General features: G+C 73.0%; 13 protein-coding genes. 4 read left to right on the top strand and 9 right to left on the bottom strand.

Annotation, left to right across the window (positions count from 1 at the left end; all coding sequences use genetic code 11):
* Positions 1–148 precede the first annotated feature (148 nt).
* From MPTA5024_RS05145 to MPTA5024_RS05125, 5 genes are all read right to left on the bottom strand, one after another.
* Complete coding sequence (locus MPTA5024_RS05145; protein WP_036320332.1) at positions 149–1,306, bottom strand: epoxide hydrolase family protein; 1,158 nt, start codon at positions 1,304–1,306, stop codon at positions 149–151.
* Positions 1,307–1,582: 276 nt separating this feature from the next.
* Complete coding sequence (locus MPTA5024_RS05140; RefSeq protein ID WP_198166953.1) at positions 1,583–3,133, bottom strand: FAD-dependent oxidoreductase; 1,551 nt, start codon at positions 3,131–3,133, stop codon at positions 1,583–1,585.
* A gap of 34 nt (positions 3,134–3,167) precedes the next feature.
* Positions 3,168–3,587: an SgcJ/EcaC family oxidoreductase gene (locus tag MPTA5024_RS05135; protein ID WP_036320330.1), complete on the bottom strand. Its 420-nt coding sequence runs from the start codon at positions 3,585–3,587 to the stop codon at positions 3,168–3,170.
* 169 nt (positions 3,588–3,756) lie between these two features.
* The gene (locus MPTA5024_RS05130) at positions 3,757–5,310 is read right to left on the bottom strand and encodes an FAD-dependent oxidoreductase (RefSeq protein ID WP_232326207.1); all 1,554 of its coding nucleotides are present in this window, start codon (positions 5,308–5,310) and stop codon (positions 3,757–3,759) included.
* A 211-nt stretch (positions 5,311–5,521) separates the two neighbouring features.
* Complete coding sequence (locus MPTA5024_RS05125; protein WP_036320327.1) at positions 5,522–7,105, bottom strand: MFS transporter; 1,584 nt, start codon at positions 7,103–7,105, stop codon at positions 5,522–5,524.
* A gap of 413 nt (positions 7,106–7,518) precedes the next feature.
* On the opposite strand from MPTA5024_RS05125, the gene MPTA5024_RS05120 reads away from it, so the two are divergent.
* The 4 genes from MPTA5024_RS05120 to MPTA5024_RS05105 all read left to right on the top strand — a co-directional run bounded on the left by MPTA5024_RS05120 (position 7,519) and on the right by MPTA5024_RS05105 (position 12,087).
* Positions 7,519–8,700: an acyl-CoA dehydrogenase family protein gene (locus MPTA5024_RS05120; RefSeq protein ID WP_036320324.1), complete on the top strand. Its 1,182-nt coding sequence runs from the start codon at positions 7,519–7,521 to the stop codon at positions 8,698–8,700.
* Positions 8,701–8,822: 122 nt separating this feature from the next.
* Positions 8,823–10,073 (top strand): cytochrome P450 family protein, encoded by a 1,251-nt coding sequence (locus MPTA5024_RS05115; protein ID WP_036320321.1) that lies wholly within the window; start codon positions 8,823–8,825, stop codon positions 10,071–10,073.
* A gap of 119 nt (positions 10,074–10,192) precedes the next feature.
* A complete protein-coding gene (locus MPTA5024_RS05110; protein WP_036320318.1) occupies positions 10,193–11,212 on the top strand; it encodes an alcohol dehydrogenase catalytic domain-containing protein in 1,020 nt (339 codons plus the stop codon).
* 47 nt (positions 11,213–11,259) lie between these two features.
* On the top strand, positions 11,260–12,087 hold the full coding sequence (locus MPTA5024_RS05105) for an SAM-dependent methyltransferase (protein WP_036320315.1): 828 nt from the start codon (positions 11,260–11,262) through the stop codon (positions 12,085–12,087).
* An 85-nt stretch (positions 12,088–12,172) separates the two neighbouring features.
* On the opposite strand, the gene MPTA5024_RS05100 is transcribed toward MPTA5024_RS05105, so the two are convergent.
* The 4 genes from MPTA5024_RS05100 to MPTA5024_RS05085 all read right to left on the bottom strand — a co-directional run bounded on the left by MPTA5024_RS05100 (position 12,173) and on the right by MPTA5024_RS05085 (position 15,944).
* Complete coding sequence (locus MPTA5024_RS05100) at positions 12,173–12,535, bottom strand: YciI family protein (RefSeq protein WP_036320312.1); 363 nt, start codon at positions 12,533–12,535, stop codon at positions 12,173–12,175.
* A gap of 111 nt (positions 12,536–12,646) precedes the next feature.
* Positions 12,647–14,011, bottom strand: a complete 1,365-nt coding sequence (locus tag MPTA5024_RS05095) for a condensation domain-containing protein (protein WP_036320310.1) — start codon at positions 14,009–14,011, stop codon at positions 12,647–12,649.
* On the bottom strand, positions 14,008–14,298 hold the full coding sequence (locus tag MPTA5024_RS05090) for a phosphopantetheine-binding protein (RefSeq protein WP_036320308.1): 291 nt from the start codon (positions 14,296–14,298) through the stop codon (positions 14,008–14,010). The genes MPTA5024_RS05095 and MPTA5024_RS05090 overlap by 4 nt, the downstream gene beginning before the upstream one ends.
* Before the next feature lie 53 nt (positions 14,299–14,351).
* Positions 14,352–15,944 carry a 4-hydroxyphenylacetate 3-hydroxylase family protein gene (locus MPTA5024_RS05085; RefSeq protein ID WP_036320305.1) on the bottom strand — a complete coding sequence of 531 codons (1,593 nt, stop codon included), beginning with the start codon at positions 15,942–15,944 and terminating at the stop codon, positions 14,352–14,354.
* Between the last annotated feature and the right edge of the window lie 30 nt (positions 15,945–15,974).

Here is a 15,974-nt window from a genome sequence, read left to right as displayed (position 1 = left end):
GGGCAGGACCGCGAGCGCGACGAGCGCGGCCAGGGCGATCCTCCGCCGCCGCCCGCGCCGCCGTGGCGCGGGGTCGGGGGCCGGTCCTGTTCCTATGGTGTCCACGTGTTCTCCCTTGTGAACGAACCCGGCGTGGTTCCGCCGGGAGTCAGCGCAGCGGGCGGACGAACGCCCGCACGTCCTCGACGAGCAGCTCCGGCTGCTCCATCGCGGCGAAGTGGCCCCCGCGGTCGAACTCGGTCCAGTGGGCGAGCGTCGGCAGCAGCCGGTCGGCCCACCGCCGGATCGGCAGCGCGGCGTCGTGGGGGAAGACGGCCACGCCGACGGGCGCGCGGAGCGGCCACGGCCCGCCCCACGTCGTGACGAACGCCTCGTCGCCGCGGGCCGACTCGTAGTAGAGCTGGGCGCTGGAGCCCGCGGTCGCGGTGAGCCAGTAGATGGTGACGTTGGTCAGCAGGTGGTCACGGTCGACCGCGTCCTCGGGCGCCTTGTCCGAGTCGGTCCACTCCTTGAACTTCTCGACGATCCAGGCGAGCTGCCCCACGGGCGAGTCGGTGAGCCCGTACGACAGGGTCTGCGGGCGGGTCGACTGGATGCGCTGCCAGCCCATGCCGTCCTGCTGGAAGCGCAGCGCGAACCCGAGCCTGGCGTTGTCGGTGTCGTCCAGCTCGGCGAACGCCGACGGGTCGTCCGGGGGGAACGTGACGAACATGTTGACGTGCACGCCGGCCACGTGCTCGGGGTCGGCGAGGCCGAGCTCCAGCGAGATGGCCATGCCCCAGTCGCCGCCCTGCACGGCGTAGCGGTCGTACCCGAGACGGCGCATCAGCTCGGCCCAGGCCCGGGCGACGTGGCGGACGTCCCAGCCCGTCTGGCCGGTGGGGCCGGAGAAGCCGTACCCGGGGATCGACGGGATGACCAGGTGGAACGCGTCGCGGGGGTCGCCGCCGTGCGCGGCCGGGTCGGTCAGCGGGCCGATGACGTCGAGGAACTCGGCGACCGAGCCGGGCCAGCCGTGCGTCACGATCAGCGGCACCGCGTCCGGCTCAGGCGAACGGACGTGCAGGAAGTGCACGTCGACCCCGTCGATCTCGGTGATGAACTGCGGGTACCGGTTCAGCCGGGCCTCGGCGGCCCGCCAGTCGAACTCGGTGCGCCAGTACTCGGCCAGCTCCTTGAGGTACTCCACGGGCACGCCGCGGTCCCAGCCCACGCCGGGCACCTCGCTGGGCCAGCGGGTGGCGGCGATCCGGCGCCGGAGGTCGTCGAGGTCCGCCTCGGGGATGTCGATTCGGAAGGGACGCATCTGACTGCCTTTCGGTCACGTCCGCCGGCGGTGGGGCCGGCCGTGACCGGCCGGGGGTGACGGTTCGCAGCCACGCCGGCGGGGGTACGGCTGCGAGCGGCTGCGGGCCCGGGGCCCGGCCGGCCGCGGGCACGCCCGGAGCGGGGCTGGGGACTGAGGGCTGAGCCGGGGGCTGGGGTTCGGGGAGGCTGGGGGCTGGTTCGGGGAGGCTGGGGCACGGCCGCGGCGCACCGGCGGTGGCCGGTGCGCCGGGATGGCGAGGGCACGGGCGAGGGTTCAGGCCCCCCGGCCCGCTGTTGACGCCGTGGACGCCGTGGACGCCGGGGACGCCGGGGACGCCGGGGACGCCGGGGACGCCGGGGATGCCGGGGATGCCGGGGACGCGGACCGCGCGCCGTCCTGCACGGACGGGACGTCGGGCCGGGCGACCGGCTGGGCGACGGGCTGGGCGACGGGCTGGGCCGAGGGCTCCGGCGCGGCGGCGGGCTCGGGGGCCCGGCCTCCGTGCCGCAGCACGCGGAGCACGGTGCCGGGGCGCAGCAGCGCCTGCGGCGGGTCGATGAGGCCGGCCACCCGGATGAACGCGTTGCCGAGCGCGCTGTCATGGACGGCGGCCCGCTGCAGCCGGGAGACGTAGGCGTTGATCAGCCGGACCTTCGGCGTCCTGCGGCCCTCGACGCCGGCGTAGCCGAGGTCGGCGCCGGCCGACAGCTCCCAGGGCGAGGCGATCTCGCGGGCGATGTCGCGGAAGAAGGCGCGCGGGTCGGGCAGGGACCCCTCGCTCAGATGGCGGCGCAGCACCAGCGACTCCAGCGCGGCGACCGTCATGCCCTGGGCGTAGATCGGGTTGAAGCTGCACACCGCGTCGCCCATGACCAGCAGCCGCTCCGGGAAGCTGGCCAGCCGCTCGTAGTGCCGCCACACGCTGACCGGGTACTTGAACATCACCGGGTCGTCGACCGGCTCGGCGTCGCGCACCGACAGGTAGATGTCCGGGATCGGCAGCGACCGGACGAACTCCAGGAAGCCGTCGGGGTCGGTCGGCGGGTGGTCGCCGAGGATGCCCGTGAGCGACAGCTCCAGCAGGCCGTCGTTCCCGGGGAGGCGGTAGTAGAAGGCGCCGCGCGGGTGGGCGGGCGTGGCGGCCGGGATCATCGCGAGGTCGCTGCCGAAGGGGTCGACGTCGACCCGGTAGTGGCGGGTGGTGTACGCGAGGTCGATCTTGACCCGGTCCTCCTCGGGACGCCCGTAGCCGAGCTCCTCCAGCCAGACGGGGGTGCGGGAGCCGCGCCCTGTCGTGTCGACGACCAGGTCGGCGTCCAGGACCAGCGGGTCCCCGCCGCCGCCCTGCGGCTGCACCCGGGCGCCCACGACACGCCCGCCGCCCGGCGTCGTCGCCAGGCCCAGGATGTCGTGCCGCTCCAGGAAACGGACGTTCGGGATGGCCCGCACCCGCTCGCGCAGGTGGTGCTCCAGCACCGGCCGCGTCGCCGGCACCGACAGCAGCCCCGAGTGGGCCGGCTTGACCCTCTGGCCGTTGAAGTACCAGCGGATGTCCCCGTTGAAGTCCCCGGGCCGTACGCCGGCGGCCTCGAGCTCGGCGGTGAGCCCGGGGAACTGGCTTTCGAGGATCTCGTGGCCGCGTGCCACCAGTCCGTGGGCGTGGCGGCCGTGCGGGACGCCGCGGCGGGGGCCGGAGACCCCCAGCAGCGCGTCGCGGTCCACCAGGAGAACCTCGGCGAAGCTCTCGGAGAGCACCCGGGCGGCCAGCAGGCCCCCCATGCTCCCGCCGAGCACCACGACGCGGTCGCCGGCTCTGGCACCCATCGCGGTCACCTCCTCAATCCGTGTCGCGGTCCGGTCAGGAAGCGCTGATGGGCGTGTTCTGGTAGGCCGTCACCAGCCACTCGCCGTCCACGCGGGCGAGCAGCCACGAGGCGCGGACGGCCTTGCCGGGGGCGAGCTCGGTCTCGCCGGCCTCGATGACGCCGCCACGGGTGATCATGAGGACGAGGTCGTCGGACAGGCGGCGGATGGCCAGGGGCGTCCCCGTCACGCGGCTGCCGGCGTACGGCCCGGCATAGGCGGCCTCCATGTAGGCCCGGATCCGGTCGCGCCCGGTCACGAAGACGTCACCGGGAAGGATCATGGTGGCGTGCTCGGTGAAGACCGAGGCGAAGCCGGCGGCGTCGTTGTCGGCCCACGCCGCGATGACGCGCTGGGGGACGGCCGCCGCCGCGGTCGCCTCGACCGCCACGGTGGTCGGCGAGTTCACGGGCATCTCTGCCTCCAGGAGTGTTGGCGCGCACGCGAAAGGAGTTCGCCTGCGGGGAATCCGGGGAAAGGCGGTCGGGTCGCGTTTCCGTTCGCCGATCCTGACTTTTGAATCGTCCCTGCCGCCGCTGTGAACCGCATCTCCTGAATTGCGGATCAATGCACCTTTCAACCGGTCAAGACGACGGCTCGATCGACAGCGCGTGATGGAAGACGTTGCGCGGGTCGTACCGGTCCTTCACGGCCTGGAGGCGGGGGTAGTTGCCCTTGTAGTACAGCTCGTGCCAGGGGACGCCGGAGGTGTTCCACGCGGGGTCGGCCAGGTCGACGTCCGGGTAGCTGATGTACGAGCCGTCGTCGACCTCGCCGGGCACCGGCACGCCGCCGGTCTCGGCGTAGACGTCGCGGTAGTACTCGCGGACCCACCCGATGTGCGCCGGGTCCTCCTCCTCCGACACCCACATCCCGGCGCTGTAGGAGGCCTTGAGGATCGAGTCGCGCTGGGGGATCGCGGTCGCGCCGGGGGCGACGGCGTTCACCCGGCCGCCGAAGCCGGTGAGCACGAGGCACGCCGCGGGGTTGTCGTAGCCCTCGCCGCCCAGGTGCCGGTAGACGGCCGCCATCTGCCTGTCGGTGTAGCGGCGGCGCAGGTAGGCGGCCTTGTGCTTGTAACGGCCGTTCGGGTCGCTCGGCCAGCTGTACGACGGCATCCAGGTCTCCATCCACGGCACCACCTGCTCGGCGTCCGCGACCGGGTCCACCCCGACGCCGTCCGTCAGGGCCTCGACCTGGGCCGCCAGCAGCCGCTCCGCATCCGGCACGTCCGCGTCGATCACCGAGGTCAGCCCGAACGCGCCCGCGGACCGGTGGGTGACGATGAGGTTGCTCCACAGGTGCCGGTACGGGGAGTCCGGCTCGCTGTTGGCCTCGAACCAGGCGCAGTAGTTGCGCAGCAGCGTCGTGAACGCCTCCTCGGTCATCCCCGCCCACGGCCACGCCAGGTCGCGCCGGCGCATGCGGGCGGGCGCCGCCGGCAGCAGGCGGGCCGGGTCGGCCGACTCCACCCCCGGGCTGCGCAGCCAGAAGCGGGTGACCACGCCGAAGTTGCCGCCCCCGCCGCCCGTGTGGGCCCACCACAGGTCGCGGTGCGGGTCGTCCGGCTCCCGGGTGGCCACCACCACCCGGGCCCGGCCGTCCTCGCCGACGACCACGACCTCGACCGCGTACAGGTGGTCGACCACGAGGCCGTCCCGGCGGGACAGGTGGCCGTAGCCGCCGCCCGTGATGTGGCCGCCGACCCCAACCTCGAAGCAGGTGCCGGCGGGGATCGTCACCCCCCACCCGTCGTGCAGCACCCGGTAGACGTGGCCCAGGGTGGCGCCGCCCTCGACCGCGAACGCCCGCCGCTCCTCGTCGTGGTAGACGGCCGACATGGGGGACAGGTCGAGCAGGACCTGGACGTCGGGCGAGGCGGTGAAGTCCTCGAAGCAGTGGCCGCCGCTGCGGACCACGATCCGCCTCCCGGCGGCCACGGCCTCCTCCACGGCCGCCGCGACCTGCTCGGTGGTGGCCGCCCGGCGGACGTAGTCGGGGGCGGGCGTGAAGCGGTGGTTGTATCCGCAGACCAGGTCCCCGTAGCGCGGGTCGTCCGGTGTGACGGTGACCGGCCCGGGGGCCGGGACCGGCGTCCCCGGGCCCGGCGCGGGGCGGACGGCGGTCATCTCGGTCATGGTCCTCACCTCCGTGGAAGACGTCACCTGACCGTGGCACGCCGCCTCCCGGCGCCGCATCTCGCCGATTGCCTCCTTGCCCGAGCTCGCGCGGCGCGGAGCGCGGCCCCTCACCCGGCGGGAGAGGGGGACGCCCCGCGCAACGCGACCGGCCCCGCCTCCCGGGGGGCCGGATGGGAGGCGAGGCCGGTGGTCCGGTATGGGCGGGGGATCAGCCCGCGGTCTGGAGGGCCGGCTCGTCCGTGGCCGGCTGCTCGCCCTGCTCGGCCGGGCCGGTCGGCGGCACGTGCCGCAGCAGGGTGGCGGCGAGGACGGCCACGGCGGCCAGCAGGACGGCGCTGACCGCGGCCACGACGTTCAGCCCGCTGGTGTAGGCGTCGCGGGCGGGAGCCAGCAGCGCCTCGCCGGCCTGGGCGGGCAGCCCGGCCGCCGCGCTCGCGGCGCCGGTGATGCTCTCGCGCGCCGCCCGCGCCGCCGCGGCCGGCACGCCGTCCGGGACCGTGATGGCCGCCCGGTAGACGGCCGCGCCGATGCTGCCGAGCGCGGCGATGCCGAGCGCGAAGCCGAACTGGCCGCTCGTCTCGTTGATGGCCGCGGCCGACCCGGCCTTCTCCTGCGGGGCCGAGCCGATGACCAGGCCGGTGCCGAGCGTGACGAGCGGACCGGCGCCGAGGAAGATGAGCGCGAAGCCGGAGGCCAGGAGGCCGGGCGCCGAGGCGGTCTGCACCTGGGTGATGACGACCAGCCCGGCCACCGAGATCACCAGGCCGCCGCCGATGCAGTACGCCGGGCGGAACCGGCGGGCCAGCATCGGGGAGACCATGAAGCTCACCGTGTTGGCGGCCACGGCGGGCAGCATCCACACGCCCGCCTGGAGCGGCGACAGCCCCTGCACCAGCTCGAAGTGCTGGGTGATGAACATCATGATCGCGCCCATGAGCAGCGTGCCGAACAGGATGCTCACCAGCGCCGCGCTGAACGACCGGTGGGCGAACAGCCGTACGTCGAGCAGCGGGCTGGCCAGCGCCCGCTGGCGCCGGACGAACACCACGCCGAGCGCGAGGCCGGCCACGATCGCGGACAGCGCGCCGGCGCTCCAGCCGCTCTTGGCCAGTTCCTTGAGCCCGTAGATGATCGGCAGGATCGCGGCCATGGACAGCGCGACGCTGGCCAGGTCGAGCCGGCCCGCGCCCGCGTCGCGGTACTCGGGCAGCAGGACGGGACCGAGCACGAGCAGCAGCACCATGGCGGGCACGCCGAGCAGGAAGACCGAGCCCCACCAGAAGTGCTCCAGCATGGCGCCGCCGACGAGCGGGCCGATGATGGCGCCGGCGGAGAAGCACATGGCCCAGATGCCGATGGCCGTGCCGCGCTGACGGGCGTCCCGGAACAGCGTGGTGATCAGCGACAGCGTCGACGGCGCGAGCGTGGCCCCGGCCACGCCGAGCACGCCGCGGGCGGCGATCAGCATCTCGGGGCTGCGCGAGTAGGCCGACACCACGGACGCGACGGCGAACGCGGACGCGCCGATCAGCAGCAGCCTCCGGCGGCCGATGCGGTCGCCGAGGGTGCCCATGGTCACCAGGAACCCGGACAGCATGAAGCCGTAGATGTCGATGATCCACAGCTGCTGGGTGCCGCCCGCGCCGAGGTCCGTGCTGAGGTACGGCAGGGCGAGCAGCATCACGTAGACGTCGATGGAGACCAGGAGCGTGGGCAGGGCCAGCACGGCCAGCCCGATCCACTCCCGCCGCCCGGCGCGCGGGCCGGCCACGGCAGAGGTCGTGTCGTGCATGGGAGATCCTTTCCGGCTCTCGGACGCCAGCGGCGCCCTCCGGGGCGCCTCTCATGAAGAGGTCGGAGCGGGCTCCGGGATCTCGACATCGACACCCCGGCGGCGCGCCCGGCCGTCGTGGTCGCCGCCGTTGGGGTTCCGCCTGTGGTCACTCTGGGTCACCGACCGTATCAACCGGGTCCGACCTGCGGCTTCTTCCAACGTGCGCGATTCGAATACGACGGATCCGGCATTTCGCGACAGCGCAATCCGAGAGATGCGCCGCCGTCGGCGCGGGTGTGAAGGTCGGGTGGTGCGGATCGGCGGACGGCCGGGCCGGACGAGGACCTGCCGCGACGCCGGCGCCCGATCCCCCGTCACGACGCGCACGCCGGGCGTGCTCCGGCTCCTGCCGCAGTCCAGAGGAGGAACTGATGGAAACCACCCAAGCCCCCCCGCGGGAGGAACTCGTCCGCCGCGCGTCTGAGCTGGTGCCCCTGTTGCAGCGGAACGCCGCCTGGGGGGAGGAGAACAGGCGCCTCGCCGACGAGACGGTCGAGGCCCTGACGGACGCCGGCATCCTCAAGATGCGCGTCCCCACCCGGTACGGCGGCTACGAGTCCGACATGCGCACGGTCGTCGAGGTCGTCTCCGAGCTCGCCCGCGGCGACGGCTCGGCCTCCTGGACCGCCGCCGTCTGGGCCATCAGCGCCTGGATGGTCGGCCTGTTCCCCGACGAGGTCCAGGACGAGATCTTCGCCGACCCCGACGTCCGCGTGAGCGGCATCCTCAGCCCGAGCGCGCTGGCCGTCCCGACCGACGGCGGCGTGGTGGTCAACGGCGCGTGGAAGTTCAACAGCGGCTCCCAGCAGAGCCAGTGGAACACGAACGCGGCCGTCCGGCCCACCCCCGACGGCGGCTTCGAGCCCGTCATGATCGCCGTGCCGCTGTCCGACCTGACGGTCGTCGACGACTGGCACACCGCGGGCCTGCGCGGCACCGGCAGCGTCACGACCGTGGCCAAGGACGTCTTCGTGCCCGAGGCGCGGGTCCTGCCGATGGTCCCGGTCCTCATGGGCCAGCACCGTTCGGTCGCCAACGCGGACTCCCCGATCTACCGGGCGCCGTTCATGCCGACGGCCTGCGCGACGGTCAGCGCCCCCGCGCTCGGCCTGGCGAAGGCCGCGAAGGAGGCGTTCTTCGAGCGCCTGCCCGGCCGGAAGATCACCTACACCAACTACGAGAACCAGAGCGAGGCCCCGATCACCCACCTGCAGGTGGCGGAGGCGACCATCAAGATCGACGAGGCGCAGTTCCACGCGTACCGCGCGGCCGACCTGGTCGACACCAAGGGCCCGACCGGCGAGCCGTGGACGCTGGAGGAGCGCGCCCGCATCCGCCTCGACCTGGGCGCGGTGTGCCAGCGCGCCAAGGAGGCCGTGGACATCCTCAACACCGCGAGCGGCGGCTCGTCGATCTACACCTCGGTGCCCATCCAGCGCATCGAGCGGGACATCCAGACGATCAACCTGCACGCGATCCTGCACCCCAACACCAACCTCGAGCTGTACGGGCGGGTCGTCTGCGGCCTGGAGCCCAACACCGTCTACATCTGACCGTCCCGTTCCCCGCCGCGTCGCCCGGCTGAACGCAGTGGTCGGTGCCGGCGTACGGCTGTCCGTCGGCGTCCGGCGGCGGTCCCGCCAGCCGACCGGCCTCACGATCGTCTGGAGGTTCCATGGAAAGCCGCTGCCCCGTCACCATCGACCCCGCCGGCAACGACATCCACGGGGAGGCCGCCCGCATCCGCGAGCAGGGCCCCGTGGGCCGGATCGTCCTGCCGGGGGGCGTCCCCGGCTGGTCGGTCACCGGCCACGAGGCCGCCAAGCAGGTGCTCAGCGACCCGACCGTCTCGAAGGACCCGCGCCGGCACTGGCTGGCGTACGTGAACGGGGAGATCGGTGAGGACTTCCCGCTCATCGGGTGGGTGCTGATGGAGAACCTCACCACGATGCACGGCAAGGACCACACCCGCCTGCGCAGGCTGACCGCGGGCGCCTTCACTCCCCGCCGGGTGGAGGCCATGCGCGACAGCGTCCGGCAGATCGTCTCCGACCTGCTCGACGACCTCGCGTCGGCCGAGCCGGGGGAGGCGGTGGACCTGAAGGCCCGCTTCGCCCACCCGTTCCCCGCGCAGGTGATCTGCGACCTGTTCGGGGTGCCGGCGGAGTCGCGCGCCGACATGCTGCGCGGCGGTGAGGTCAACGTCGACACCACCATCAGCCCGGAGGAGGCCGCGGCCAACGTCGAGCAGTGGCACCGGGAGATGCACGAGTTCGTCGAGTCGAAGCGCCGCGAGCCGGGGGACGACCTGACCACGGACCTCATCGCGGCGCGCGACGAGGACTCGCGACTGACCGACACCGAGATGGTCGGCACGCTGCACCTGCTGCTGGCCACCGGCACCGAGCCGGTCATGAACCTCATCACGAACGCCGTCTGGGCGCTGCTCACCCACCCCGGCCAGCTCGAACTGGTCCGGAGCGGACGGGCGACCTGGCGCGACGTGATCGAGGAGACGCTGCGGGTGCAGGCCCCCGTCGCCCACCTGCCCTTCAGGTTCGCCACCGAGGACATCGAGGTCTGCGGTGTGACGATCCCCAAGGGCGAGCCGATCCTCGTCCACTTCGCCGGCGTCGGCCGCGACCCCGAGGTGCACGGCGGGACGGCCGCCGAGTTCGACCTCACCCGGGACGACAAGGACCACCTGTCGTTCGGGCACGGCGTCTACCGCTGCATCGGCTCGCCGCTGGCGCTGCTGGAGGCCGAGATCGCGCTGTCGGCGCTGTTCGAGCGCTTCCCCGACCTGACGCTCGCCGTCTCGCCCGAGGAGGTCGAGCCGCAGGTCACGTTCATCATGAACGGCAGGAGGACCCTGCCGGTGTACCTGACCGCGAAGGTCCCGGCCGGCGCGGGCGCCCCCGCCTGAGCCGCTCCGGGGGCGACGAGGCCCCCGGCGCCCCCTTCGATCCACCCGCAGCGAGCGTCCGTCCCGCCACCGGCCCGGTGGCGGGCCGGACGCGTCCGCGCATCACCAAGGAGTCGTCCATGAAGGCTGCTGTCGTCGCCCAGGCCGGCGCCCGGTGGGAGATCCGCGAGGTTCCCACGCCGCGTCCCGGCCCGGGCCAGGTGCTCATCAAAGTGCACGCGTCGGGCGTCTGCCACAACGACGTGTGGCTGACCAGCGGCGTCTACCCCTTCCCCCCGCTCGACCCGGTCGTCGTGGGGCACGAGCCCGCCGGCGAGGTCGTCGAGGTGGGGGAGGGCGTCACGTCCAGGAAGGTGGGCGACCGCGTCGGCGCCACCTGGGTGCAGGCGGGCTGCGGGCGGTGCGACTACTGCCGGCTCGGCCTTCCCGTCACCGGGCAGACCGGGATGAACTGCGCCGCGCCCGTCATGACCGGCATGACCGCGCCAGGCGGGCACGCCGAGTACGTCGCGGTGGCGGCCGACAGCACGGTCCTCCTCCCCGACAACGTCACGTACGAGCAGGCCGCGCCCGTGCTCTGCGCCGGGTACACCGCCTGGAGCGCGCTGCGGGCCGGCGAGCCCCGGCCGTACGAGCGGGTCGCGGTGCTGGGCGTCGGCGGCCTCGGCCACATGGCCCTGCAGTACAGCAAGGCGTGCGGCTACGAGACGGTCGCCGTGACGCGCTCGCCCGACAAGCACGAGCTGGCCCGCGACCTCGGCGCGGACATCGTCGTGGGCGGGGGCGAGGAGCTGCGCGAGGCCGGGGGCGCCGACGTGATCCTGGTCACCGGCACGTCGTACCCGGCGGCCTCAGACGCCCTCCGCGGGCTGCGCGTGAACGGCCGCATGGTCCTGGCCACCATCGACCCGGCCGGGTCGTTCGCCATCGACCCGACGCTCCAGTTCTTCGCCCAGCGGCAGCGGATCGTCGGCGCCAGCCACGACGGCCTGCCGTACCTGGCCGAGGCGCTCGACCTGGTGGCGAGCGGCCGGGTGACGCCGATCGTCGAGGTGTTCCCCAAGGAGCAGATCGCGGACGTGATCGACAAGGTCGACAAGGGCGAGGTGCGCTTCCGCGCGGTCGTCACCTACCACTAGGCCGCGTGGCCACACCACCCGTACAGCGGCGAGAGAGCGAGGAAGCGATGGCGAGAACGACGGTGGACCCCGTCGACATCGGCAAGATGTACGACGAGTCGGCCCCCATCTCGGACACCTTCAACGAGGGCCAGATCCACCTGGCGTACTGGTACGGCGACGGCGACGACACCCCGATGGTCGAGGCGTCCAAGCGCATCACCCGCAAGGTGGCGGACGCGCTCGGCCTGCGCCCGGGGGAGCGGGTGCTGGACGCCGGGTGCGGCCTCGGCGCGCCGGCGATCCTGATCGCCCGGGAGACCGGCGCGGACGTCACCGGCGTCACGGTCAGCGCTGTCGAGGCGGGCGAGGCGCAGCGGAAGGCCGACGCGAGCGGCATCGCCGAGCGCGTCCGGTTCGAGCAGGCCGACTTCTCCGCCCTGCCGTACGGCGAGGGCCACTTCGACGCGGTGCTGGCGATGGAGTCGCTGCAGTGCGCCCCCGACCTCGGCGCCACGCTCGCGGAGCTGTTTCGGGTGCTGCGGCCGGGCGGCCGGATCACGTTCGCGGACTACACGACCGAGGAGCGGATGGGCCTCGACGAGGCCGAGGCGTTCGCGGCCGCCATCAACCTCAACCGGCTGCCGACGCTGGCCGAGTGGTTCGCCGCCCTGGGGGCGGCCGGCTTCGCGGTGGAGGAGTACACCCAGTGCGGCCCCCGGGTCTTCGGCATGGGGCCGAAGTTCGTCGAGTCGGCCGAGACCGCCCGCGGCGTGCTGGCCGAGCGGTTCGGCGACGAGATGGTGACCGGGCTCAAGGACGCGCTGCGCGACTTCTTCGCCCCCGGCCCCGACCGCATCGGGTACGTGATCGTGTCGGCGCGCAAGCCCGGCTGACCGGCGGGCGCGTTCGTGACTGTGGCCGAGGTCCGGCGCGGACCTCGGCCACAGTCATGAGCACGGTGACAAGCGCGGGGGGCGGCTACAGCTCCGGGCCGGCCTCGAACACGATCGGCCGCACCTCGACGGCCGTGTGGCGGGCGTCCGGGATGAGGGCGGCGAGCTCGTCGGCGCGCTCCCGCGTCGCGCAGTCGACGACGTAGTAGCCGCAGAAGAACTCCTCGCCCGGCACGTACGGGCCCTCGGCGACCTTCGCGGCGCCGTCGCGCACCCGCACGACCGTGGTCTGGGAGGGGTCGCCGATCGCCTTGGTGCCGACCATCTCGCCCGAGGCGATGATCGTCTTCTGGAACTCGTCGTGGCCCTGGAAGACGGCGCTCTGCTCCTCCTCCGACAGGGACTCCCAAATCGTGGGGTTCATGTACATGCTCAGCAGGTACTTCATGCGTGGCTCCTCATGGGTCGGGGCGCCGCGGCGCCTGTCACAAGGGGGTCGGAGCGGCCGGCCCGTCCTCGACGTCGCCGCGACGCCTTTTTTCAGGTCCCCGGGGGTTTCTCAGGTCCCCAGCGGGGCGGCGGGGGCGCCGAGCACGTCGCGCAGCACCTCGCCCAGCCCGGCGACGATGCGCATGGCCGTGCTCTTGTCGTACAGGTTGCTGCTGTAGCCGAGCTCGCCGATCAGGTCGCCGGTCGAGTCGAGCTCCAGGCACAGGAGGGTGCCGTCCGGGATGTCCGAGCCGACCGTCTGCGCCAGCATCCGCCGCCGTACGGCGGAGAACTCGAGGTCGCCCACCCGGTCGCGCTCCATCATGTGCGGGGTCTGGATGACCTGGAACACGCACGAGGCGAGCCCGTCCACGGCGGTCAGGCTCATGAGCTCGGGGGCCTCGCCGAGCACCTGGGCCAGCGGGATCTCACGGGAGTAGGCCGACAGGCAGGCCGACCGGGTGCGGGCCACGACGTCGGCGAACGTCGCGCAGCCGGACAGGTCGACGCGCAGCGGCAGGCAGTTGAAGAACGAGCCCACGGCGTCCTGGAACTGCGCCTGGTCCCGGCCCGGGGTGAACGTCGGCACCACGACGTCGGTCGTCCCGATCGTCCGGTGGACGAACACCGCGAAGGCGGCCAGCAGCACCATGAACGGCGAGCTGCGGGTCCGCGCGGCGACCCCGGTGAGGGCGGTGCGCAGCTCGGGCCCGTAGGAGAAGCGGTACCACGCGGTCGAGAACTCGGGCTCCTGCGACCGCAGCCGGTCCGTGGGCAGGGCCAGCGCGCGGGCGTCCCGCAGCCGCTCGCGCCAGTAGCCGCGGGCCGTCGCCGTGGACGCGGCCGACAGCCGCTCCCGCTGCCACGCGGCGTACTCGCGGTACTGCGCGGGCTCGGGCAGGTCCGGCGCGGCGCCGGCCAGGCGCGCCCCGTAGCACGCGGCGAGGTCGCGCATGATGAGCTGCATCGACCACGCGTCGGCCGCGGTGTGGTGGGCGATCAGCGCGAGGACGGCGTCGCGCTCGTCGAAACGCCCGAGGACGGCCCGCAGCAGGGGCAGCTCGCGCACGCTGATCGTGCCGGCGGCGATGTCGTTGAGCAGCTCCTCGGTGCGCAGGTCGCGCAGCGAGGGGTCGACGCCGGGCAGGTCGAGCACGGTGAGCGGGACCGGGCTCGGCGGCAGGATCCGCTGGTAGCGGTCGTCCCGCACCACGGTGGTGCGCAGCGCCTCGTGCCGCGCGACGACGTCGTCCAGGGCGGCCCGCAGCGTGTCGAGGTCGATCTCCCCGCTGATCCGCCAGCCGTCGACGATGTGGTAGCGCGGGCCGAACGGGCCCATGTCGTCGCCCTTGTCCCACATGCACAGGAACTCCTGCTGCACCGACAGCGGGATCCGCTCGCCCGCCGGGGCGTGGGCGGTCTCGGAGACGGTCATGACGCCGCGGCCTCCGGCGCCTCGGCCAGGGAGGCGGCGCGGGCGGCCACGCTGCGGGCGAAGGTCCGCAGGTCGGGGTCCTCGAACAGCTCGCCGAGGTCGACCGGGACGCCGAGCTCGTCCTCGATCCGGGCGGTGATCCGGACGGCCGAGATCGACTGGCCCTCCAGCTCGAAGAACGTGGCGTTCTCCAGCGCCGCCGGCATGCGGAGGATCTCCCTCCAGATCTCCTCGACCCGCCGCTCGATGTCCGGCAGGGCCGCCTCCCGGAGCCGGTTGCTCTCCATGGTTTCCTCCCGCTAGTCGTGGGCCGCCGGCCGTGCGCCCGCGGCGTCGCGGCTCAGCCGCCGAGCGTGCTCTTCCTGACGTGGCGCAGCTCCTCGAACGACGACAGGTCGGGCACGGTCCACCCGTCGAGGTCGTACTCGTTCAGGCACTCGTCCACGAAGGCCGTGTACTGGTCGATCTGGCCCGAGGCGAGCTGGGCGAACATGAGCTCCACCCGGGTGTTCTCGTGGTTGCCCGCGTAGTTGCGCTCGTACAGCTCGTGCCGGCCGCCGAACTCGGTGCCCACGGCGTCCCACAGCAGCTTCATCACCTTGGCCCGCTGGACCGCGTCCACGCCCTCCGAGCCCCGCACGTACTTGTCGAGGTACGGCCGGACGTCGGGGTTGGCGAAGTCCTCGGCGCTGGAGTTGACGTAGATGAGCCCGCTGGCCACGTCCTGCATCACGATCTCCTTGATGCGGGGGTAGCCGATCTGCATGAACCACCGGTAGGCCATGCCGTACTGGGGGTTGGGGAGCAGCGCGCCGTTGCGCCACGGGACGGGGTTGCGGGCGGCGGCGTCGGACAGGGCCCAGAACAGGTTGCGCCAGGCCAGCACCTCGCCGAGCCGGGACTGCACGCCGCGGAAGTCCTTCGTGCCGGTGATCTCCAGGGCCTTGGTCAGCAGGCCGGCGATGAACTCCAGCTTCACGGCGAGACGCGTGCAGCCGTGGAAGGTGAACCGCTCGGGGAACCCCGACCTGCCGGTGAACATCTGGACCTTGCCCAGGTCGCCGTAGATGAACACGTTCTCCCACGGGATCAGGACCTTGTCGAGGACGAGGATCGAGTCGTTCTCGTCCAGACGTGACGACAGGGGGTAGTCGAACGGGCTGCCCATCACCGCGGCCGTCGCGCTGTAGGACGGCCGGCAGATGAGCTTCAGGCCCGGCGCCCCCATGGGGACGGTCGCGACCAGGGCGAACTTCTTCTTCTTGATCGGCAGGCCGTAGTGGGCGATGAAGTTGTAGTGCGTCAGGGCGGAGGCGGTGGCCACCACCTTGGCCCCGCTGACCACGAGGCCCGCGTCGGTCTCCCGCTCGACGTGCACGAACACGTCCTCCACCTCGTCCGGCGGCCGGTTGCGGTCGACCGGGGGGTGCACGATGGCGTGGTTCCAGTAGAGGACCTTCTCCTGCGACTCGCGATACCAGCGGCGCGCGTTGTCGTCGAACGGCTCGTAGAAGTCGGCGTTGGCGCCCAGCGTGCCGAGGAAGGAGGCCTTGTAGTCGGGGCTGCGGCCCATCCAGCCGTAGCTCATCCGGGCCCAGGCCGCGATCGCCCGCTGGTCGGCCACCAGGTCGTCCACGGTGCGCGGGGTGGTGAAGAACCGGTGGGTGTACCCCTGCCCGCCGCTGTCGAGGGGGGCGGTCAGCACCGGCCCGCGCTCGGGGTCGTGCAGGGCGTCGTACAGCCGGGCCGTCATCCGCACGGGGTTGTGGAAGGCAGGGTGCGAGGTGACGTCCCGGACCCGCTCGCCGTAGATGTAGATCTCGCGGTCGTCGCGCAGGCTGTCGACGTACTCCGCGCCCGTCAGCGGCCGCGTCGCGGGTCTCTCCTCGGCGGCGACGCCGCCGCCGTGGTCGGTGGTGCGGGGGTCGGCCATCGACTGCTCCCAGTGGTGAGTCGGGCGTGG

Origin of the sequence: Microbispora sp. ATCC PTA-5024, assembly GCF_000511135.2 — a bacterium.
Lineage (GTDB): Bacteria > Actinomycetota > Actinomycetes > Streptosporangiales > Streptosporangiaceae > Microbispora > Microbispora corallina.
The sequence above is the reverse complement of the archived record's forward strand: the minus strand, read 5'-3'. Positions and strand labels throughout refer to the sequence as shown.